16 protein-coding genes and 2 pseudogenes are annotated in these 22,008 nt (G+C 74.0%); 3 read left to right on the top strand and 15 right to left on the bottom strand.

Annotated features, from left to right (window positions below; translation table 11 throughout):
* Positions 1-7: 7 nt before the first annotated feature.
* The 4 genes from aspA to AC24FB_RS11590 all read right to left on the bottom strand — a co-directional run bounded on the left by aspA (position 8) and on the right by AC24FB_RS11590 (position 5,287).
* A complete protein-coding gene (gene aspA, locus AC24FB_RS11605; protein ID WP_425715451.1) occupies positions 8-1,486 on the bottom strand; it encodes an aspartate ammonia-lyase in 1,479 nt (492 codons plus the stop codon).
* A 195-nt stretch (positions 1,487-1,681) separates the two neighbouring features.
* Positions 1,682-2,497 carry an LOG family protein gene (locus AC24FB_RS11600; RefSeq protein ID WP_425715450.1) on the bottom strand — a complete coding sequence of 272 codons (816 nt, stop codon included), beginning with the start codon at positions 2,495-2,497 and terminating at the stop codon, positions 1,682-1,684.
* Between the two features lie 49 nt (positions 2,498-2,546).
* The gene (dapE, locus tag AC24FB_RS11595) at positions 2,547-3,725 is read right to left on the bottom strand and encodes a succinyl-diaminopimelate desuccinylase (protein WP_425715449.1); all 1,179 of its coding nucleotides are present in this window, start codon (positions 3,723-3,725) and stop codon (positions 2,547-2,549) included.
* Positions 3,726-3,754: 29 nt separating this feature from the next.
* Positions 3,755-5,287, bottom strand: coding sequence for an NAD(P)H-quinone dehydrogenase (locus AC24FB_RS11590; RefSeq protein ID WP_425715448.1), 1,533 nt, complete (start codon positions 5,285-5,287; stop codon positions 3,755-3,757).
* Positions 5,288-5,391: 104 nt separating this feature from the next.
* On the opposite strand from AC24FB_RS11590, the gene AC24FB_RS11585 reads away from it, so the two are divergent.
* Positions 5,392-7,164 (top strand): phospho-sugar mutase, encoded by a 1,773-nt coding sequence (locus AC24FB_RS11585; protein ID WP_425715447.1) that lies wholly within the window; start codon positions 5,392-5,394, stop codon positions 7,162-7,164.
* 107 nt (positions 7,165-7,271) lie between these two features.
* On the opposite strand, the gene AC24FB_RS11580 is transcribed toward AC24FB_RS11585, so the two are convergent.
* From AC24FB_RS11580 to AC24FB_RS11530, 11 genes and pseudogenes are all read right to left on the bottom strand, one after another.
* Positions 7,272-8,177: a hypothetical protein gene (locus AC24FB_RS11580; protein WP_425715446.1), complete on the bottom strand. Its 906-nt coding sequence runs from the start codon at positions 8,175-8,177 to the stop codon at positions 7,272-7,274.
* Between the two features lie 38 nt (positions 8,178-8,215).
* Positions 8,216-9,505 (bottom strand): thymidine phosphorylase, encoded by a 1,290-nt coding sequence (locus tag AC24FB_RS11575; protein ID WP_425715445.1) that lies wholly within the window; start codon positions 9,503-9,505, stop codon positions 8,216-8,218.
* A gap of 128 nt (positions 9,506-9,633) precedes the next feature.
* Positions 9,634-10,041, bottom strand: a pseudogene (locus AC24FB_RS11570) (cytidine deaminase); the annotation flags it as partial.
* A gap of 44 nt (positions 10,042-10,085) precedes the next feature.
* Positions 10,086-11,396 (bottom strand): ABC transporter permease, encoded by a 1,311-nt coding sequence (locus tag AC24FB_RS11565; RefSeq protein WP_425715444.1) that lies wholly within the window; start codon positions 11,394-11,396, stop codon positions 10,086-10,088.
* Entirely contained in the window at positions 11,393-12,823 is a 1,431-nt protein-coding gene (locus AC24FB_RS11560) for an ABC transporter permease (protein WP_425715443.1), read from the bottom strand. The genes AC24FB_RS11565 and AC24FB_RS11560 overlap by 4 nt, the downstream gene beginning before the upstream one ends.
* Complete coding sequence (locus AC24FB_RS11555; RefSeq protein ID WP_425715442.1) at positions 12,820-14,388, bottom strand: ABC transporter ATP-binding protein; 1,569 nt, start codon at positions 14,386-14,388, stop codon at positions 12,820-12,822. The genes AC24FB_RS11560 and AC24FB_RS11555 overlap by 4 nt, the downstream gene beginning before the upstream one ends.
* 170 nt (positions 14,389-14,558) lie before the next feature.
* Positions 14,559-15,728 (bottom strand): BMP family lipoprotein, encoded by a 1,170-nt coding sequence (locus AC24FB_RS11550; protein ID WP_425715441.1) that lies wholly within the window; start codon positions 15,726-15,728, stop codon positions 14,559-14,561.
* Positions 15,729-16,005: 277 nt separating this feature from the next.
* Complete coding sequence (locus tag AC24FB_RS11545; RefSeq protein ID WP_425715440.1) at positions 16,006-17,283, bottom strand: amidohydrolase; 1,278 nt, start codon at positions 17,281-17,283, stop codon at positions 16,006-16,008.
* 106 nt (positions 17,284-17,389) lie between these two features.
* On the bottom strand, positions 17,390-18,508 hold the full coding sequence (locus AC24FB_RS11540; protein ID WP_425715439.1) for a mannose-1-phosphate guanylyltransferase: 1,119 nt from the start codon (positions 18,506-18,508) through the stop codon (positions 17,390-17,392).
* Complete coding sequence (locus AC24FB_RS11535; protein ID WP_425715438.1) at positions 18,505-19,755, bottom strand: YihY/virulence factor BrkB family protein; 1,251 nt, start codon at positions 19,753-19,755, stop codon at positions 18,505-18,507. The genes AC24FB_RS11540 and AC24FB_RS11535 overlap by 4 nt, the downstream gene beginning before the upstream one ends.
* A 128-nt stretch (positions 19,756-19,883) precedes the next feature.
* On the bottom strand, positions 19,884-20,699 hold the full coding sequence (locus AC24FB_RS11530; protein ID WP_425715437.1) for an exodeoxyribonuclease III: 816 nt from the start codon (positions 20,697-20,699) through the stop codon (positions 19,884-19,886).
* A gap of 91 nt (positions 20,700-20,790) precedes the next feature.
* Here AC24FB_RS11530 and AC24FB_RS11525 point away from each other — a divergent pair.
* Positions 20,791-20,973 (top strand): annotated as a pseudogene (locus AC24FB_RS11525) (XdhC family protein); the annotation flags it as partial.
* A gap of 458 nt (positions 20,974-21,431) precedes the next feature.
* On the top strand, positions 21,432-22,004 hold the full coding sequence (locus AC24FB_RS11520; protein WP_425715436.1) for an XdhC family protein: 573 nt from the start codon (positions 21,432-21,434) through the stop codon (positions 22,002-22,004).
* Positions 22,005-22,008: the final 4 nt, after the last annotated feature.

Raw genomic sequence — 22,008 nt, 5'->3', positions numbered from 1 at the left:
CGCCCCCTCACCCGACCCGGTCGTCCTCCGGGGTCGACCCGTCGGGCCGTGGGTAGGTGTCGGGGTCCTCGGCCGGGAAGATCTCGCCCTGGTACTTCGGGTGCATGAGGTTCTCGCGCGAGAAGAGCTCGTCGATGCGCGCCTCGTCGAGCAGCCCGAGCTCGAGGACGACCTCCTTGACGGACCGGCCGGAGCGGGCGGCCTCCTTGCCCACGCGGTCGCCGTTGTGGTGGCCGATCACCGGGTTGAGGTAGGTGACGATCCCGATCGAGCCGAGCACGTCCGCGAGGCCGACCTCGGGATTCGCGGTGATGCCGTCGACGCACTTCTCGCGCAGCCCGATCGCGGCGTTGCGGAGCAGCGAGACGGACTCGAAGAGGACCTGGGCGATGACGGGCTCCATGACGTTGAGCTGGAGCTGGCCCGCCTCGGACGCCATCGTCACGGTGACGTCGTTGCCGATGATGTTGAAGCACACCTGGTTGACGACCTCGGGCATCACCGGGTTGACCTTGGCCGGCATGATCGACGACCCGGCCTGGAGCTCGGGCAGGTTGATCTCGTTGAGCCCGGCCCGCGGGCCGGAGGACAGCAGGCGCAGGTCGTTGCAGATCTTCCCCAGCTTGACGGCGACGCGCTTGAGCCCGGCGTGCATGGAGACGTAGGCACCGGTGTCCGACGTCGCCTCGATGAGGTTCTCCGCGAGGACGACCGGCAGGCCGGAGACGTCGGCGAGGCGCGCGACGGCGAGCTCCGAGTAGCCCTCGGGGGTGTTGAGGCCCGTGCCGATGGCGGTGGCCCCGAGGTTGACCTCGAGCAGGAGCTCGGCGAGGCGGGAGAGGTGGCGGACCTCCTCGCGCAGGAGCACGGCGAACGCGGTGAACTCCTGTCCCAGGGTCATCGGGACGGCGTCCTGCAGCTGCGTGCGGCCCATCTTGAGGACGTCCGCGAACTCCTCGCCCTTGGCCTCGAAGGCCGCGGCCAGACGGTCGATCTCCTCCCACAGCTCACGCACCACCGCGTAGACGGCGAGGCGGAAGCCGGTCGGGTAGGCGTCGTTGGTCGACTGGCTCTTGTTGACGTGGTCGTTGGGGTTGACCACGTCGTACCGGCCCTTCTCGAGGCCGAGCTGCTCGAGGGCGAGGTTGGCGACCACCTCGTTGGTGTTCATGTTGACCGACGTCCCCGCGCCGCCCTGGAACACGTCGATGGGGAACTGGTCCATGCACCGGCCGCCCACGAGGATCTCGTCGCACCCGTCGGCGATCGCCCGCGCGACCTTCGGCGGGATGGTCCTCAGCTCGCCGTTGGCGAGCGCGCAGGCCTTCTTCACCTGGACCATCGACCGCACCATCGCCGGCACGTCACCGATCGTCGACGAGCTGATCCGGAAGTTCTCGATCGCCCGCTGAGTATGGATGCCGTAGTACGCATCCGACGGCACCTCGACGCTCCCGAGCAGGTCGTCCTCGGTCCTCGTGCTCATCCGTGCTGCTCCCTCGCGCGCGTGGTCGTGGGCGGCCGACGGGACGGGCCGCCGCCGCCAGTGTCCCGGATCGGGGCGTGCGCCACCTCCCGGGCGCGCGGAGGACACGGACGCGACGCACAGGACAGCGCCGGCAGCTCGGCGGACCGGGGCGGGCCTCCGACCTCGGGGTCGGGCCAGGTGGGCGCGCGGCGGCTACTCGGGCCGGCCGTCGCCCTCCTCCTCGGCGGCCTGCTGGGCGCGCTTCTCGTCGGCGAGCCGCTGGACCCGGGACAGGACGGCGTCGACGGCCTCCTCGGCGGTGTCGACGACCGGCATGAGGTCGACGTCGTGCTCCGAGATCGTGCCGCGCTCGAGCATCGTGCCGGCGACCCAGTCGACGAGCCCGCCCCAGAAGTCGCTCCCCACGAGGACGATGGGGAAGCTCGTCACCTTCTGCGTCTGGACGAGCGTGAGTGCCTCGAAGAGCTCGTCCATCGTGCCGAGACCGCCCGGCAGGACGACGAAGCCCTGGCTGTACTTGAGGAACATCGTCTTGCGGGCGAAGAAGTAGCGGAAGTTGACGCCGAGGTCGACGTACTCGTTCATGCCCTGCTCGTGCGGGAGCTCGATGCCGAGACCGACGCTGAGGCCGTCGCCCTCGACGGCGCCGCGGTTGGCGGCCTCCATCACGCCGGGACCACCGCCCGTGACGGTGGCGAACCCCTCGGCGGCGAGCCGGCGGCCGACCTCGCGGGCGATCTCGTACTCCGCGGCCCCCTCCCCCAGCCGGGCGGAGCCGAAGACCGAGATCGCGGGCCCGAGGTCGGCGAGCGCCCCGAAGCCCTCGACGAACTCGGACTGGATGCGCATGACCCGCCAGGGGTCCTGGTGGACGAAGGACCCGTCCTGGTCCGGCGCGAGCAGCCGCGCGTCGGTGGTCTGGTCGGGGATCAGGTCGCGTCTCAGGAGGACCGGTCCCTTCCGATAGGTGCCGTTCGTCAGGCGTGCGGACCGCTTCTCGACACTCATGCCATCAGTGTGGCCCACCGACGGCGTGCGGCGCGCACGGATCCGCGGGTCAGTCTCCCCCGCCCGCGGTGTCGAGATCGAGACCCGGGGCGAGCCAGGCGCCGAGCGCCCGCGCGCAGTCGCGCACCTGGGCGGTCGGGCAGCGCTCGTCGTCGGCGTGGGCGAGCATCGGGTCCCCGGGGCCGAAGTTGAGGGCGGGGATCCCGAGCTCGGCGAACCGCGCGACGTCGGTCCAGCCGTACTTCGGCCCGACGCTCCCGCCGGTGGCCCCGGTCAGCTGCTCGACGGCGGCGGCGAGCACCGGGTCGTCGAGGCCGGGGCGGGCGCCGCCCGCGGCGTCGGACAGGACGATCTCGGCATCGATGCCGTCGAGCACGGACCGCACGTGCGCGGTCGCCTCCTCGACCGAGCGCGACGGCGCGAACCGGTAGTTGACGGTGACCGTGCAGGAGTCGGGGATCATGTTCGTCGCGATCCCGCCGGTGATGCCGACCGCGTTGAGGCCCTCGCGGTAGACGAGCCCGTCGACGGCGACCTCCGCCGGCTCGTAGTCGGCGAGCCGCTCGAGGATCTCGCCGGCGGCGTGCACGGCGTTGTGGCCGCGCCAGGCACGCGCGGAGTGCGCGGTGACGCCGCGGGTGGTGACCTCGACGCGCAGCGTCCCGTTGCAGCCGCCCTCGACCCCGCCGGCGGTGGGCTCGCCGAGGACGGCGACGTCGCCCGTCACCCAGTCCGGGTGCTCGCGCACGACCCGGCCCAGGCCGTTGAGGTCGGCGGCGACCTCCTCGTTGTCGTAGAGCACCCACGTGACGTCGTGATGCGGTGCGTCGAGCCGGGCCGCGAGCCAGAGGGCGACCGCGACGCCGCCCTTCATGTCGACCGTCCCCCGGCCCCACAGCACCTCGGCGCCGTCCTCGACGCGCCGCTCGGTCGGCAGGTTGCCCGCCAGGGGCACGGTGTCGATGTGGCCGGCCACGACGATCCGCGAGTCCCGTCCGAGCTGCGTGCGGGCGACCACCGTGTCCCCGTCGCGCAGGACCTCGAGGTGACCGGTCGCGCGCAGGGCGGTCTCGATCGCGTCGGCGAGCGGCGCCTCCGCGCCGGAGACGGAGGGGGCGTCGCACACCGCCTGGAAGAGGTCGACGAGGTCGCAGGTCGCGAGGTCGGGCAGGCGCGCGGCGGGGGCTGCCGGCGCGGGGTGGGAGCCGGTATCGGCGGGGTCGCTCACCGCCCCAGGGTAGTCGGTGCCCGTGGTTCTCACTCCTGGCCCTGCTCGCCGGTCACGTGCAGGGTGCGCGCCGCCTCCGTGATCGACCCGCTGAGCGAGGGGTAGATGGTGAAGGCGTTGGCCACCTGGTCGACCGTCAGCCGGTGCGTGACCGCGAGGGTGATCGGCAGGATGAGCTCGCTGGCCCTCGGGGCGACGACGACGCCGCCGAGCACCGTGCCCGTGGCGCGGTCGGAGATGACCTTGACGAAGCCGTCGGTGATGCCGAGCATCTTCGCCCGCGGGTTGCGCCCCAGCGGCAGGATCGAGATCGATCCGTCGACCTGTCCGGAGGCGCAGTCCTGCGCCGTGGCGCCGATCGTGGCGATCTCCGGAGCCGTGAAGATGTTGGCGGAGACGGTGGACAGGTCGAGCGGCGGCACGGCGTCGCCGAGCGCGTGCCACATGGCGATCCGGCCCTGCATGGCGGCGACCGAGGCGAGCGGGAGGACGCCGGTGCAGTCGCCGGCGGCATAGACGCGGAACGCGCGGGTGCGCGAGACGCGGTCGACGACGACGTGCCCGGAGTCCGTGGTCTCGACGCCCGCCTCCGCGAGCCCGATGCCGTCCGTGGCGGGGATGCCACCGACGGCGACGAGGCAGTGCGAGCCCTCGACGACGCGGCCGTCGGTCAGCTCGACCTCGACGGCGTCGCCCACCCGGCGCACCGCCGCGGCGCGCGAGCGGGACAGGACGGTCATCCCGCGGCGCCGGAAGACGCCCTCGATGAGCTCGGCCGCGTCCGCGTCCTCGCCCGGGAGCACGCGGTCGCGGGAGGAGACGAGGGTCACCCGGGCGCCGAGCGCGTTGTAGGCGCCGGCGAACTCGGCACCGGTGACGCCCGACCCGACGACGATGAGGTGCTCCGGGAGCGTGTCGAGCGCGTACATCTGCGCCCAGGTGAGGATCCGCTCGCCGTCGGGCTGCGCGGTCGGCAGGACCCGCGGGGTCGCGCCGGTGGCGAGGAGGACCATCTCGGCCTCGAGCTCGCGCACGCTGCCGTCCGCGAGCGTAGCGGTCACCCGGCGCGTGCCGCCGTCGGAGAGGGTGCCGCCGAGCGCGCCGGTGCCGTCGACGATCTCGACACCCTCGCGCTCGAGGCGGGTGCGGATGTCCTCGGACTGGCGGGCCGCGAGCTCGCGCACGCGCGCGTTGACGACGCCGAGGTCCGCGTACAGAACGCCGACGCCGCTCTCGGGCACCTCGTCGGAACGGATGCCGAGCTCGTGGGCGGACTCGGTGACGGTGAGCCACTCGGCGGTGGCGATGAGGGTCTTCGAGGGGACGACGTCGGTGAGGACGGCCGAGCCCCCGAGTCCCTGGCGCTCGACGAGCGTGACGCGGGCGCCGAGCTGTGCGGCGACGAGGGCCCCCTCGTAGCCGCCGGGGCCGCCGCCGAGGATGACGACGCGCGAGCCGCCGCGGACGCCCGAGGGGCCCGGACGCTCGGCGCCGTGCTGCGGCGCGGTGGTCGGGGCGGGGGCGGCGGACGCGCTCGGCGGCGCGCTGGTCGTCTGGCTCACGGCGGACATGGTTCCAGAGTCGCGGCCCTCCCGCGCACGGTTCGCGCCCGCGCTCCGGCGGCCTCCGCGTCGCTCGCACCCCGCACGCGCAGTAGGTTCGGGGGATGACCGACGCGCAGGGCAGCGAGACCGCACCGATCGTCCTGGGACCCGACGTGCTGGGCCGGGCCCGCACCTGGGCCGAGCAGGATCCGGACCCCGCCACGCGGGCCGAGCTCGAGGGGCTCATCGCGCTCGCCGGGACCGACGAGGACGCGGCCGCCGAGCTGTCGAGCCGGTTCGCCGGCCCGCTCGAGTTCGGCACCGCCGGCCTGCGCGGCGAGATCGGCGCCGGCGAGACCCGGATGAACCGGGCCACCGTCACGCGGGCGACCGCCGGGCTCATGGCCGCGCTCACCGCCGAGATCGGTCCGGACCCGGTCGTGGTGATCGGGCACGACGCCCGGCACGGCAGCCACGAGTTCGCGCGCGACGCCGCCGAGATCGTCGCCGGCGCCGGCGGCCGCGCCCTCCTGCTGCCGCGCCCCCTGCCGACCCCGGTGCTCGCGTTCGCGGTCCGTCACCTGGGAACCGACGCCGGGATCATGGTCACGGCCTCCCACAACCCGCCGCGGGACAACGGCTACAAGGTCTACCTCGGCGGACGGGCCGTCCCGGCCGAGGAGCGCGGGACGCAGATCGTGGCTCCCTGGGACGCGCGGATCGCCGAGGCGATCGCCGCCGTCGGGGACCTGCGCGAGCTGCCCCGCGGGGAGCGCGAGGGGCTGGGCGAGGAGATCGTCGAGGCCTACCTCGACCGGGTCGCGTCGCTCGTGCCCGCGGGCGCCGCGGAGGGCCTGACGATCGTCCACACGTCGATGCACGGGGTCGGCGCCGAGACGGCGCGGGCGGCGCTCGCGCGCGCCGGGGTGAGCGAGCTCCACGAGGTGGCCGAGCAGGCCGAGCCGGACCCCGACTTCCCCACGGTCGCCTTCCCCAACCCCGAGGAGCCCGGCGCGCTCGACCTCGCCCTCGCCCTCGCCCGCGGGACCGGCGCCGACCTCGTCATCGCCAACGACCCCGACGCCGACCGCTGCTCGGCCGCGATCCCGGCATCGCACGCGGCCGGCGGGTGGCGGCAGCTGACCGGCGACGAGATCGGTGCCCTCCTCGGCGACCAGGCCGCACGCGCGGGGACCGGCACCCCGACGACCTCCGGCTCGACGCCGGACGGCACCTCCGCAAGCGCCTCCGACGGGCGCCCCGTGCTCGCCAGCTCGGTGGTGTCCTCCCGCCTGCTCGGGCGGATCGCCGCCGCGCACGGCATCGACCACGCCGTCACGCTCACCGGCTTCAAGTGGATCGCCCGCGCCCCGCGGATCGTGTTCGGCTACGAGGAGGCGATCGGCTACTGCGTGGACCCGGAGGGCGTGCGGGACAAGGACGGCATCTCCGCGGCCGTCCGGCTCGCCGCCCTCGCCGGCGAGACCCACCGCGCCGGTCGCACGCTCCAGGACCTCCTCGACGACCTCGCGCTCGCCCACGGCGTCCACGTGACCGCGCCGCTGACGGTCCGTGTCACCGACCTCACCCTCATCTCCCGGGCGATGACGCGTGTCCGCGAGCAGCCGCCCACCGAGCTCGGCGGGTCGCCCGTCACCGTCTCCCTCGACCTCGCCCACGGGTCCGCGGACCTGCCGCCGACCGACGGGGTCGTCTGGGAGACCGAGATCGGCGACCGGGTCGTCGTGCGCCCCTCGGGGACCGAGCCGAAGCTCAAGTGCTATCTCGAGGTCGTGCAGCCGGTCGGCCGGGCCGGGCTCGCCGCCGCCCGCGAGGCCGCCGATACCCGGATGGCCGTCCTGCGCGAGGACGTCGCCGCCGCGATCGGGATGTAGCAGCCGCGCGCGCCCGGTCCTTCGCCGCCCCACGCGGCGTCGACCACGCGTGGTGGCGCCGCAACCGCACGCGCGCCGACGGCAGACTCCGTGGCCGCAGCTGCCGCTCAGCCGGCCCGCGGCACCGGGAGCAGCGCGATCACCACGTGGCTCCACGAGCCCAGCGCCTTGAGGGGCGTTGAACGAGCGAGGAGGTCGGCCACGGGGACGAGGTGGTCGAGCCCGCGGGACGGGTCGTAGATCGTCAGGGCGGGCGCTCCCGAGGCGTCGAGGCCGGGCCCGCTCCCCCGGTCCTGCGCCGGCCGGGCGAGCACCACGTGCCGGGGGACGGCCTTACCGAGGCCCCCACCGAGGTCGCCGGAGGTGTACAGCGGGACCGGCAGTCCCGCCAGCGTGGCCGAGTGGACGGCCGCGAGGACGTGGGCGGCACGCTCGGAGCGGTCGTCGACGGGGGTCCACCGGTACCGCACGCCCGGGAACCGCGCCTCGCGGGCGGCGGCCCACGGCGGCGTGCCGAGGCTGTCGGGCCAGTCGGCCACCCCGAGGGCTCGGTGGGACGTGGCGGCCTTGACGAGCCGCTGCGCCGCGTCGAACCGGTGCTCCGGGGAGTCGAGCGTCAACCCCTGCTCGGCGAGCTCGGCGAGCTCGGCGCTCCGGGCCGCGTCCGGGATCTCGGGCCGAGGCGCCGTCGGCTCCGTCCCCTCGGCGATCCAGCGCTCGAGCTCGGGGTCCCCGAGCGCGGCGAGGACCACGAGGGACGCGGACCCGCACGTGGTCGGGTCGCGCTGGACGGCGTGCGCCCCGCCGATCTCGGCCCGCACGCCCGCGAGCGCCCGCGCCTCACCGGCGGTCGCGGCCCGCTGGGTGTCCTCGGCCAGGCCTGCCGCCCGCGCGGGCAGGACGGCGCTCGAGAGCCGGCGGGCCAGGTGGCCGGTCCGGACGGGTCGGGCGAACGGGTCGATCAGCGTGGACAGGGTGACGTGGGCCCACGGGCGGGGCGACGGCGTCGGCATGCGCCCAGGGTGCCGCGCCCGGCCGCGCGGCGCCACCGTCAGGCGGTGATCCGGCCGAGCACGACCTCCCCCGCCCCCGACGGGGCGTCGTCGCTGATCGCGAGGGCGCCGTCGAGCGCCTCGAGCGCGCGAGCGACCCGCCCCTCGTCGTCGGTGTGCAGGGTGAGGACGGGCTGCCCGGCGGCGACCCGCTCCCCCTCGCGGGCGTGGATCTCGACCCCGGCGCCGGCCTGGACGGCGTCGCCCTGCCGCGCGCGGCCGGCGCCGAGCCGCCAGGCGGCGACCCCGATCCCGAGCGCGTCGAGCCGGCCGACGACGCCGGCGCGGTCGGCCGTCACGGTGTGCGTGTGCCGGGCGATCGGGAGGTCCGCGTCCGGGTCGCCGCCCTGACCGGCGATCATCCGGCGCCACACGTCCATCGCACGGCCGTCGTCGAGGGCGGCGGCCGGGTCGGCGTCGGGCCGGCCGGCGGCGTCGAGCATCTCCCGGGCGAGGGCGAGCGTGAGGTCCCGGACATCGGCCGGTCCCCCGCCGGCGAGGACCTCGACTGACTCGCGGACCTCGAGCGCGTTGCCGGCGGTGCGGCCGAGCGGCGTGCTCATCTCGGTGAGCAGCGCGGTGGTGCGCACCCCGGCGCGCTCGCCGAGGTCGACCATGGTCGTGGCGAGCTCGCGGGCGCGGTCGAGGTCCGTCATGAACGCACCGGAGCCGACCTTGACGTCGAGGACGAGCGAGTCGGTGCCCTCGGCGATCTTCTTGCTCATGATCGAGCTGGCGATGAGCGGGATCGCCTCGACCGTGGCGGTCGTGTCCCGCAGGGAGTAGAGCTTCTTGTCCGCCGGGGCGAGCCCGGACCCGGCGGCGCAGACGACCGCCCCGACGTCGCCGAGCATCCCCATGATCTGCTCGTTCGTCAGGCTCGCCCGCCACCCGGGGATCGCCTCGAGCTTGTCGAGCGTGCCGCCCGTGTGGCCGAGCCCGCGGCCGGAGAGCTGGGGAACGGCGACGTCGAAGACCGCCACGAGAGGGGCGAGGGGCAGCGTGATCTTGTCGCCCACACCGCCGGTGGAGTGCTTGTCCGCCGTCGGGCGGCCGAGGGAGGAGAAGTCCATCCGCTCGCCCGAGGCGATCATGGCCGCGGTCCACCGCGCGGTCTCGGCGCCGTCCATGCCGCGCAGGTAGATCGCCATCGCGAGCGCGGACATCTGCTCGTCGGCGACGACGCCGCGCGTGTAGGCGTCGACCACCCAGTCGATCTGGTCGTCGGACAGTCGGCCGCCGTCCCGCTTGGTCCGGATGACGTCGACGGCGTCGTGACGTTCGGTCATGGGTGCTCCCCCGGTCGGTCGTGGGTCGGGCGGTCGTGGGTCGGGCGGTCGTGGGTCGGGCGGTCCCCGGCGGGGTCGTGCTCGGCAGGACACTGCTCGGCGGGCCGGTGCTCGGCGCGCCGGGCGGCCCGGGCGAGGTCGTCCTCGCCGAACGCGAACGGGACGACCTCCTCGATGGTGCGGATGCCCGCGGCAAGGGCGAGCGGCATGCCGGGCGCCGCGTGCTCGACGAGGAGCTGGCGGCAGCGCCCGCACGGGCTCAGGGGCGCACCGTCGCCGCCGACGCAGGCGAACGCGACGAGCCGGCCCCCGCCGCCGCGGACGAGGTCGGACACGAGCCCGCACTCGGCGCACAGCGTGACCCCGTAGCCGGCGTTCTCGACGTTGCAGCCGGAGACGAACCGGCCGTCGTCGACGAGCGCGGCGGCGCCGACCGGGAACCCCGAGTAGGGGACGTACGCGGCCGCGCACGCCTCGCGGGCGAGCGACGTGAGCCGCTCCCAGGTCTCGGGCCCGACCGGTTCGGGGGTGGCCATCGCACTCCTTGCCTCGCGCGGGCCGGCCCGCGCGGCCTCGGGCCTCAGCCCTTGATGTAGGGGATGTTCTCCGCGGCGGGCGCGCGGACGCGGCCCACGAGGCCCGCGACGGCGACGATCGTCACCGCGTAGGGCAGCATGAGCAGGATCTCGGACGGCACGGGCGAGTTGATCGACGACAGGACGTTGCCGACGTTCTTGGCGAACCCGAACAGCAGGGCCGCGGCGACCGCCCCGACCGGGTTCCAGCGCCCGAGGATCATCGCGGCGAGCGCGATGTACCCCTGCCCGGCGGACATGTCCTTGCCGAAGGCGAGCCCGGAGCCGACCGTGAGGAACGCGCCGCCGAGCCCGGCGACGGCGCCGCCGAGCATGGTCGACCAGACGCGGGTACGGATGACGTCGATGCCCACCGTGTCGGCCGCCTTGGGGTGCTCGCCGACGGCGCGCAGGCGCAGGCCCCACCGGGAGCGGAACAGGTAGATCTGCAGCGCGATCACGCCGGCGAACATGAGGTAGACGAGGATCGACTGGTTGAACAGCACCGGACCGACGATCGGGATGTCGGACAGCCACGGGATCGGCAGCTCGGGCAGCCGCATCCGCTGGTTGAGGTCCGTGCCGTCGCCGGAGAGCACGGTGGAGAACAGGAAGCCGGTGACACCGAGGACGAGGACGTTGAGCACGACGCCGACGATGATCTGGTCGACGTGGTACTTCACGGAGAAGAGCACGAGCAGGCCGCCGACGAGCGCGCCGGCGACCGGTGCGGCGACCATGCCGACGTAGGCGGACGCGGTCATCGAGGCGACGACGGCCGCGAGGAACGCGCCGGCGAGCAGCTGGCCCTCGATGGCGATGTTGATGATGCCGGAGCGCTCGCACAGGATGCCCGACATCGCACCGAACACGAGCGGGACCGACAGCGCGAGGCCGCCTGCCACGAGCGAGGTGACGGGGATGATCGTCGGCCGCCCCGCGCCGACCCAGGTGAGGAACGCGATGACGAGCGCGAGGACGCTGATCACCTGGAGCCACACGGTCACCCGCTTGCGGGACCACGCGAGGAAGGTGACGACCCCGAGGACCGCGACGATGACGAGCCCGAGGACGAGCACGGTGGTGAAGCCGGGCAGCTCGACGTTGGGGATCTGGACGACGTCGTTGCGCAGGGAGAACTGGAACGTGGTCGCGCCCTCGGGGGTGCGCGGCAGGAACCAGCCGAGCACGAGGAGGGCGAGGACGGCATGGACGATCGTCCAGCGCCAGGACCGCGGGGCGAGCTCGTCCCGCGTGGTCTGCTCGATGGGCCCCTGGTCGGGCGTGAGGTCGCGCTCGGCGACGGCGGCGCTCATGACTCCTCCGAGGTGCTGGTACGGGCGTCGGCCGTGGCGGTGGCGTCCGCGGCGTCGTCGGCGGGGGCGGTGGCATCGGTGCCGCGGCGGGACCCGCGGGCGGACCGGGACGTGCCGCTGCGCCTGCTCTCGCGGCGCTTCCTGGCGGGCCGCGTCGGGTCGGGCAGGTGGAAGATCCACCGCACGAGCGGGGGCGCCGCGATGAACAGGACGATGACGGACTGCAGGACGAGGATGAACTCGATCGGCATCGCCGCGGGCGCACCCTCGAGCGGGGTGGTGTTCGTCGTCGACATGAGGGTGCCGCCGGCGCGCAGCGCGCCGAAGAGCAGGCCGGCGAAGAACGTGCCCCACGGTCGGGACCGGCCGAGCAGGGCGACGGTGATCGCGTCGAACCCGTACGTGCCGGCGACGCCGAGGGAGAGGTACTTCTCGGTCCCGAGGACGGGGCCGGTCGCGGCGAGTCCGCACAGCGCGCCCGAGACGGCCATCGCCACGATCGTGGCCTTGGGCACCGAGATGCCGGCGGTGCGCGCGGCGTCCGGGTTGGCACCGACGGCGCGGAGCTCGAAGCCCCAGGTCGAGCGCTCGAGGAACCACCAGGTGAAGACCGCGGCGAGGATCGCGACGATCAGGCCGGCGTGCAGGCGGAAGTCGGCACCGAGCAGCAGCGGGTAGGTCGCGTCGGGGTCCACCCGGAAGGACGTCTGGCCGTTGGGCCGCTCGCCGCCGAACACCGTGGACTTGAGGACGTACAGGACGAGGAACCCGGCGATCGAGTTGAGCATGATCGTCACGATCACCTCGTTGGCGCCCGTGCGCGCCTTGAGGATGCCGGCGATCGACGCGTACGCCGCCCCGCCGACCGCACCACCGACGATCGCCACGAGCAGGTGGAGGACGACCGGCAGGTCCCAGCTGAACCCGATGTAGGTGGCGACGATGGCGCCGAGGATGATCTGGCCCTGGCCGCCGATGTTGAACAGGCCCGCGCGGAAGCCGATGGCCAGGCCGAGGCCGGCGAGGATGAGCGGGACCGAGTTGACCAGGGTGTTGGACAGGGGCTGGAGCGCGCCGGTCAGCGAGTCGGCGCGGAAGTCCCAGATGGCCCCGCGGAACATCGCCTGGTAGGCGCCGTACACGGCGTCGATCGCGGCGTAGATCGTGTCCCAGGGGCGCGCGAAGAAGTAGCTCGACGTCTCGGCGACCCGCGGGGAGGACACGATGACGAGGATCGACCCGACGACGAGGGCCACGACGATCGCGAGGACCGTGACGAGCCAGCCCTTGGTGGAGATGTCCCGCAGCGTGCGCGGCCAGTCGCGGCGGCGGCCGCTCGCGGTCGACTCCTCCTCCCCCGGGCCGGCCACGGGCCCGGCGGCCGGGTCGCCCGGGACGCGGGCCGCGGCGGCGTTCGACTCGGTCACGAGACCTCCTCCTCGTCGGCTGCGCCGAGGGTCGTGCGGTGGGTCGCGGCCTGAGCGGCCGCCTCGTCTGCGGGCACGCCCGCCATCATGAGCCCGAGGGTGTCCCGGTCGGTGTCCCCGGGGACGACGCCGACGATCGCGCCGCGGTACATCACGGCGATGCGGTCGCCGAGGGCGACGACCTCGTCGAGCTCGGTGGAGACGATGACGACCGGCGTGCCCGCGTCGCGCTCGGCGACGATCCGCTGGTGCATGAACTCGATGGAGCCGACGTCGACCCCGCGGGTGGGCTGGGAGGCGACAAACAGCCGCAGGGGCTTCGACATCTCCCGGGCCATGACGACCTTCTGCTGGTTGCCGCCCGAGAGGGTGGAGATCGGGTCGTCGACCGAGGTCAGCCGCACGTCGAACTCCTTCGTGCGCTCCTCGGCGTTGCGGGCCACCTCGCCGGGCCGCATCGACGGCCCCGCGGCGAAGGGGGCGGTGTCGTAGAGGTCGAGCACGTAGTTCTCGGCCACGGAGAAGGAGGAGATGACGCCGTCCGTCGACCGGTCCTCCGGGACGAAGCCGAGGCCGCCGTGGAGGCGCTGCTTGACGCCGCGGCGCGTGACGTCCTTCCCGTCGAGGGTGAGGCGGCCGCGCACCGGTCGGGTGAGGCCGAGGATCGTCTCGGTCAGCTCGGTCTGCCCGTTGCCCTGGACGCCCGCGACGACGAGGATCTCGCCCCGGCGCACGTCGAGCGACACGTCGTCGAGCACCACCCGGTTCTCGTCGTCGAGGACGGTGACGTTCTCGAGGGCGAAGCCCTCGCCGGAGGGCTGGGCCGGCTCCTTGGCGACCTGCATCTCGACGGGGCGCCCCACCATGAGCGAGGCGAGCTCGGCCTCCGGCAGGGACGGCTCGACGGTGGCGACGACCTTGCCCCTGCGGATGACGGTGATGGTGTCGGCGACCGCGCGGACCTCGCGGAGCTTGTGGGTGATGAAGACGATCGAGGTGCCCGCCGCCTTGAGCTCGCGCATGATGGCGATGAGCTCGTCCGTCTCCTGCGGGGTGAGCACGGCGGTGGGCTCGTCGAGGATGAGGATGGAGGCCTGGCGGGACAGGGCCTTGACGATCTCGACGCGCTGCTGGGCGCCGACGGGGAGGTCGCCGATGCGCGCGTCGGGATCGAGGTCGAACCCGAAGCGCGAGGAGATCTGCCGGACGAGACCGGCCGCCTCCCGCTTGCGGATGAGGCCCGAGGGGCCGGTGGGCTCCTGGCCGAGGACGACCGACTCGGCGACGGTGAACACGGGCACGAGCATGAAGTGCTGGTGGACCATGCCGATGCCGGCGGCCACCGCGTCGCCCGGTCCGTCGAGCTCGACGGGCTCGTCGTCGATGAGGATCTGTCCGCCGTCGGGCCGGTAGAGGCCGTACAGGACGTTCATCAGGGTGGACTTGCCGGCGCCGTTCTCGCCCAGGAGGGCGTGGATCTCGCCGGGCCGGACCACGAGGTCGACGGAGTCGTTGGCGACGAGCGGCCCGAAGACCTTGGTGATGCCGCGCAGCTCGAGCTTCACGGGAGTTGAGCTCCTTCGCTCTTCGTCTGGGCCGGCCGACGCGGGGAGCGGGACGGCGGGCGGGTCGGGGCGGTCGTCACACTAGCGCCGACCGAGGGGGACGCCACGGCGGCCCGGCCTACCGGGCCGGGCCGCCGTGGGTCGTACGACCGCTCAGGGTCGCGGCGAGATCACTGCTGCGGGCTGGACACCGACTCCACGGTGCGCTCGCCGGAGATGATCTCCTCCTCGAGCTCCGCGAGCCGGTCGACGAGCTCGGACGGCACGTCCGCCTCGAAGTCGTGGAACGGGGCGATGGACACACCACCGTTCTCGAGGGTGCCCACGTACGGGGTGTTGTCGAAGCTGTCCTCCTCGTAGTCCCCGACGGTGTCGACGACGGACTGGCCGATCTCCTTGAGGACCGAGGTGAGCACGATGTCGCCGTAGTCGGTCGACTCGTACCAGTCGGAGTCGACGCCGACGATCATGACGTCGCCGGCCGACTCGGCGGCCGCGGCGGCACCGAGGCCGACGGGGCCGGCCACCGGCATGATGATGTCCGCGCCCTGGGCGATGAACTGGTCGGCGAGGGTCTGGCCCTGCCCCTGGTCCTCGAAGTTGCCGGTGAAGGAGCCCTCCTGGGCCTCCTCGTCCCAGCCGAGGACGGCGACGTCGGTGCCGTTGTCCTCGTTGTAGGCGTCGACGCCGAGCGCGAAGCCGTCCATGAAGATGGTGACCGACGGGAGCTGGATGCCGCCGAAGGTGGCGACGATACCGGTCTCGGACATGCCCGCCGAGGCGTAGCCCGCGAGGAAGGCCGCCTGGACGGTGTCGAAGATGAGCGGGCGGCCGTTCTCGAGCTCGACGGGCTGGAAGTCGTCGGTCTGGAAGCCGGAGTCGATGAGCGCGAAGCTGACGTCGGGGTTGTCGTTCGCGGCCTGCTCGATGGCGTTCTCGAGGAGGAAGCCGACGCCGAACACGAGGTTGCAGCCCTGCGAGATGAGGGAGTCGACGTTCTGGGTGTAGTCGGCGTCCGTCTGGGACTCGACGAGGATCTGGCCGATGCCGTACGTGTCGACGGCCTCCTGCAGGCCCTCGGCGCCGGACTGGTTGAACGACTGGTCGTCGAAGCCGCCCTGGTCGGAGACCATGCAGGCGGTCGTGTCGGACGAGGCACCGGTGGCGCCGCCCGAGGCGGACTCGCTGCCGCTCTCCGAGCCCGTCTCGCCGCCCGTGTCCTCGGCGGGGGTGGACTCGTCGCCGTCGGCCGAGCCCTCCTCGTCGGGCGCGTCGCCGCAGGCGGCGAGCACGAGGGCCGCAGCGAGGGCGACGCTGCTGAGGGTGAGGGTCTTCTTCACGCGATCTCCGATCCGTCCGGCGTCGGCTCCGATTGCCGACGCACCGGGGTGAGTGCGGCTCACACTAGTGGCCCGGACGGCCCCGTCCGGCCAGTTGATGCGCATCCGTGACCGGCCCCGTTGTCGCGTCGGTCACCCGGTCGACACCGGTTGTTCGCCCACTGGATCGCGGGTCCGAGGAGTGGGACCCGGCGGGCCGCGACGCGGCGGTGAGGAGGCCCTGTCGGACGGCGCCGAGCCGGTCCCGTCGCGGTCCCCGGCGAGGTCCGGCCGGCGGTCAGGAGGACGCGTCGGAGGCACCCGTGAGGGCCACACCGGCGAGGACCTTGGCGCCGGCGGCGAGGGCACGCTCGTCGAACTGCGCGTCCCCGCGGTGGAGGTCGTAGGTCGTCCCCCCGGGGGTGCGGGTGCCGAGGCGCGCGAGCGCACCGGGGACCCTGCGCAGGTACCAGGCGAAGTCCTCCCCACCGAGCGACTGCTCGGTCAGCTCGGTCGAGTCCTCGCCGAGGACCGACTTGGCCGCCCGGTCCAGGGCTCGGGTGGCGCGCTCGTCGTTGACGACCGGCGGGATGCCCTGGAGCACCTCGACGTCGACCTCGACCCCGAAGGGCTGGAGCATCGCGCGCACGGCGGGCTCGACGAGCGCACCCGCCTCCTGCCAGGCGTCGGCGTCGAGGCAGCGCAGGGTGCCGCGCAGCACGCCGGTCGACGGCATGGCGTTGGCGGCGGTCCCGGCCTGGATCGCGCCGAACGTGAGGTCGACCCCGATGCGCGGGTCGAGTCGGCGGCGCAGCACGGCGGGCAGGCCGGTGACGACGGTGGCCAGGGCGTTGACGACGTCCCCGGTCAGGTGCGGCCTCGACGTGTGGCCGCCGTCGGAGCGCACGTGGACGGTGACGGCGTCGGAGGCCGCGGTGATCGCGCCGATGCGGCTCCCGAGCCGGCCGACGTCGAGCTTGGGGTCGCAGTGCAGCGCAAAGATCCCGCCCACGCCCTCGAGCACGCCGTGCTCGACCAGGGTGCGAGCGCCCGAGGGCTGGGCCTCCTCGGCCGGCTGGAAGATCGCACGCACGCCGCGGGCCAGTCGGCCCGCCGCGTCGAGCTCGGCGAGCGCCAGGGTGGCGCCGAGCAGGGCGGTGGTGTGGATGTCGTGCCCGCAGGCGTGGGCGGCCCCGCGCCGCTTCGACGCGAACGGCAGCCGCGTGGTCTCGGGGATCGGCAGCGCGTCCATGTCGGCGCGCAGCGCGAGCCGCCCGCCGGGCACGTGCCGGCCGCCCGATCGGCGGGACCGGTCGGCGGGGGTGCTCGCGCCGTTCGGCGGGGCGGGGTGGGAGCGGCGGGGGTCCGGACCGAGGTCGACGACGACGCCGGTCCCCGCGACCCTGCGCGGGCTCAGGCCGGCGCCGATGAGGACCTCCTCGACGAACGCAGCCGTCTCGTGCTCGGTGAACGCCGTCTCCGGGTTCATGTGGATGCGGCGGCGCCACGCGACGAGATCGTCGGAGCGGGCGTCGATCGAGGAGACGACGGCGGACAGCAGGTCGGGGGCAGGCACCGCTCAACGGTACTCGGGCCCGCGGGCGGCCCTGGGTGAGGCTGCCACCGGCGGGGCGGTCCGGTGTCGAGCGGTCCGGGGCCGGCCCGCCCCGTGCGAGGTGCCCTCAGGCGAGGTGACCGAGGCCGCGCCCCTCGAGGGAGTCGACGACCCCCTTGACGCCCTGGGCCCGCTCGCGGGTCGTCACGAGCAGCGCGTCACCGGTGTCGACGACGACGACGCCGGGCACCCCGAGCAGGGCCACCGTGCGACCGGGCGCGTGGACGAAGGCGCCCTCGGCGTCCTCGGCGACGATGCGGGTCCCCGGCGCTGCGGCCACCCCGCGGTCGTCGGGGACGAGGACCGAGGCCAGCGAGTCGGCGTCCCCGACGTCGGTCCACCCGAGGTCGGCGGGCACCACGGCGACGCGGCCCTCCGCGGCGAGCGGCTCGGCCAGGGCGTGGTCGATGGCGATGCGGGTGAGGGTCGGCCAGGTCTCGTCGAGCACGGCGTCGCGCTCGGGGGTGTCCCAGGCCCGGCCGACGGCACCGAGCCCGGTCGCGAGCTCGGGGTGCAGCTCCGCGAGCGCGTCGAGGAGGTCCCCGGCGAGGGCGACGAACATGCCCGCGTTCCACAGGTGCGCGCCGCCGTGGACGTAGGTGCGTGCGGTGGCGGCATCGGGCTTCTCGACGAAGCTGTCGACGCGGCGGGCGTCGGGGGCGTGCTCCTCCCCCAGCGGCTCGCCCACGGCGATGTAGCCGAACCCGGTGGCGGGGTGGGTCGGCGTGAGGCCGACGGTGACGAGGGAGACGTCGCCGCGCCGCGCGGCCACGGCCGCCTGGGCGACCGCGGAGACGAAAGCCGCCTCGTCGGTGACGAGGTGGTCCGCGGCGAAGGAGCCGATCACCGCGTCGGGTCCGTGCCGTTCCGCGAGGATCGCGGCGGCGAGGCCGATCGCGGCCATCGAGTCCCGCGGGCTGGGCTCGGCGACGACCTCGGCGCGGTCCCCCACCTGCTCGGCCACGGCCTCCGCGTGGGCGACGCCGGTGACGATCGTCGTCGTCGCCGCCAGCGGTGCGAGGCGGCCGACCGTGGCCTCGAGGAGCGAGCGCCCGGACCCGGTGAGGTCGAGGAGGAACTTCGGGCGGTCGCGGCGCGAGAGCGGCCACAGGCGCGTGCCCGCCCCGCCGGCCGGGACGATCGCGTGGATCACCGGAACGCCGTCCGGCTCGACCGGGACGCTCACCGTTCGTCCTTCGGCCCGTACTTCTCGTAGACCTTGCGCGTGTCGGCGTCGAGCTCCCGGCGGGCCTCCGCGGCCTTCTCCTCGAGCCTGCGCACGCGGCGCTCGCGGAACGACCCGAGGAAGCCGCCCGGGTTCGACCCCATCTCCTCGGCGATCCGCTCCTCGCGCTCGCGGGCCGCGACGGCGTCGGGATTGAGCGACGGGTCGACGTCGATGACGCCCGTGATCTGCTGGTGCGGCCAGTCCTTGGTCTCCGGGACGGACTCGGTGATGTAGTTCGGCCGCTCGGTGAAGTGGACCTCCTCGGGAGCCTCGGCGAGCTGCGGCAGCGGCGGGTTCGCGATGAAGGCGCTGACGTAGAGCATGAGGCGGGCGAGCAGATTGACCCAGAGCAGCAGGGTGGCGATCGCGGCGAAACCGGCGAGGAGCGGGTTGTCGACGGCCCCGACCGCGCTGGTGCCGAGCGCACGCAGGACACCCGATCCGACGGCGCCGATCGCGGCGCCCGCCAGGAGGTCCTTCCGCGGCGGCTTCACGGACGCCGTGAAGGAGATGAGCATGACGAAGACGAGCGCGTCGATGACGAACGAGGCCGCGATCGTCCCGATGCGCAGCAGCCACTGGCCGGTCTGTCCCTCGATGCCGATGAGGTCGAGCACCGTCGAGCCGATCGTGTTGACCATGATCGACGCGATCGCGGTGGTGAGCACCGCGAGCGCGAGGACGACGAACCCGGCGATGGGGCGCGCGAGCCGGCCGACGACGAAGTTCTCGGGCGGCGCGTTGATGCCGAACATCGCCTGGATGGCGAGCCGGAGGTTGTTCATCACCGAGCTCGCGGTCCAGACCAGGACGGCGAGGGCGATGATCGACGCCGGGTTGAGCGCCGTGGACACGACGAGCTGGTCGGGACTGACGAGGCCGCCGTTGGTGCCGTCGTCGATGATGCCGGGCATCGCGTCGTTGACGGCGTCGATGACGGTCTGGCGCAGCTCGTCGTTGCCGCCCATGATGCGGCTGAAGATCGTCCAGCCGATGGCGAGCGCGGCGAAGATCGAGAACAGGGCCGAGTACGCGATGCCGCCCGCGAGCATGGCGCCGCGCGCCGTCCCGTAGCGCTGGTTCGCCCGCCACAGCCGGGAGCTCTGCACCCACTCCCAGGCCGCGAGCGCGCGGTCCTTCAGGGTCGGTGCCCCGTCGGCGGGCCGGGGGTCGTCGGCCTCGGTCACCCTCGTCGTCTCGGTCACACCCTGCAGGTTATCGACCTCGCGCGCGTTCGTCGCACGCTCACGGACCGGTCGGGCGAGGGCGACGACGACGACGAGCGGGGCGCGGTCGGGCCACGCCCGTCGAGAGTACGGGTGGGCGAGCCCGGTCAGGCGTAGGTGACCACCAGCGGGGCGTGGTCGGACCAGCGCGTGTCCCAGCTCGGGGCGCGGTCGACCTGCGACTCCTGGGCACGCCCGGCGAACCCGGGGGTGACGAGCTGGTAGTCGATCCGCCAGCCGGCGTCGTTGTCGAACGCCTTGCCGCGGTTCGACCACCACGTGTACGGGCCCTGGACGTCACCGGAGAGCTGCCGGTGGACGTCGACGAGCCCGAGCTCGTCGATCCAGGTGTCGACGAACGCGATCTCGTCGTCGAGCACGCCGGAGGTCTTGTTGTGGTTGCCCTTCCAGTTCTTGATGTCCTGCTCGGTGCGGACGATGTTGAGGTCGCCGGCCAGCAGGACCTCGCGCTCGCCTGCGGCGTGCTGCTCGGTGAGCTCGGACAGCCGGGCCGTGGTGCGGCGCAGGTGGGCGTACTTGTTGTCCATCTTCTGCTGGTCGGTGACCGTGCCCGAGTGGATGTACGCGGAGACCAGCGTGAGCGGGACGTCGAGGCCGGGGACGACGACGTCGGCCTCGACCCACCGCCCCGTGTCGACCGGGGCCTCCTTCTCGGTCCCCAGGCCGATGCGCACCGCCGTGACGTCGAGCGTCGTGGCGATGGCGACGCCCGCCCGGCCCTTGAGGTCGCTGGCCTGCTGGACCACGGTCCACCCGTCCCCGAGGAGACCGGAGAGCGTGGCCTCGTCGGCGCGGACCTCCTGGAGGAGCGCGACCTCGGGGGCGGCCTCCGCGAGCCACTCCCCCATGCCCTTGCGGTAGGCGGCCCGGACCCCGTTGACGTTGACGGTTGCGATCTTCACCCCGCCATCGTGCCAGGCCCTGCCGAGGGCCGGGAACGTGCCGACGCTCGACGGGCGCGGATACGACTCCGCTCCCGCCTAGCCTGGGAACGTGCTGGAGTCCTTCGCCGAGCTGCAGGAACGGCTCACCGACCCTGTCCGGCCTCGCGCGTGCGCCCTGGCCACCGTCGTGGCCACGACCGGATCCGTGCCGCGTCCCGTCGGCACGTCGATGCTCGTCGACGCGGGTGGGACCGTGCGAGGCTCGCTCACGGGCGGCTGTGTCGAGGGTGCGGTGCTCGAGGCCTGCCAGGACGCGCTGGCGACCGGCCGCGCGGCGGTGCACCGGTTCGGCTACAGCGACGACGACGCTCTGGCCGTCGGCCTCATGTGCGGCGGCAGCGTCCACGTGCTGGTCCAGCCGTTCTTCCCCGCGGACCACGCCGTGCCCGTGCAGACCCGGGAGCCGGTCGCGATGGTCGCCGTGCTGCCGGGAGCCGCCGGTCCCGGCGGGTCCGGCACGTCGGGCGGGCGGGGCGGACGCCCGTCCTCGGTCCCGGGCGCCGTGGTGCTCCTCGACCAGGACGAGGCCGCTGTGCGGTCGGCGCTCGCTCCGATGGTCCCCGGTCCTGCGCTCGAGCAGGCGACGGCGCAGGTGGGCGAGATGGTGCGCTCGGGCCGGACGGGCCGCGTGCGCTGCGCGCCGCCGGGCGGATCGCCGGGCCACGAGCAGGAGGAGCCGCTGGAGCTCGTGTGGAGTCCCGCACGCGGCCCGTGCACCTGGTCGTGGCGGGTGCCAACGCCTTCAGCCACGCGCTCGTCGAGGCCGCGCGCCCGCTCGGCCACCGGATCACCGTCTGCGACCCTCGTCCCGCCTTCACCGACCCGGACGGCTTCCCGGGCGCCGAGGTGGTGCGCGACTGGCCGCACCTGTACCTGGAGAAGGCGGCGCGGTCGGGCGACCTCGACTCGCGCAGCCTCGTCTGCGTGCTCACGCACGACCCCAAGGTCGACCTCCCGGCGATCGCCCGGGCGCTCGACCTCGGCGTCGCCTATGTCGGAGCGATGGGCTCGCGGCCGGCCGACCGCGACCGGCGGGCGGCGCTCCGCGCGCAGGGCGTCGGCGAGGCCGCGCTCGCGCGGCTGCACTCCCCCATCGGGCTCGACCTCGGAGCCGTCACGCCGGCCGAGGTGGCCGTCGCGATCCTCGCCGAGATGCTCGGCGTCCGTGCCGGGACCCGTCGGATCGCACCGCTCAGCGCCGGCGACGGTCCGCTGCACCCGGCGTCGGGGACGGCGCGCGAAGCGCTGACCGGGCGGTCCTGACCGA

The organism is Georgenia sp. Z1344 (assembly GCF_057652375.1).
Note: the sequence above shows the minus strand (reverse complement) of the source record. Positions and strands in the feature narration are given on the sequence as shown.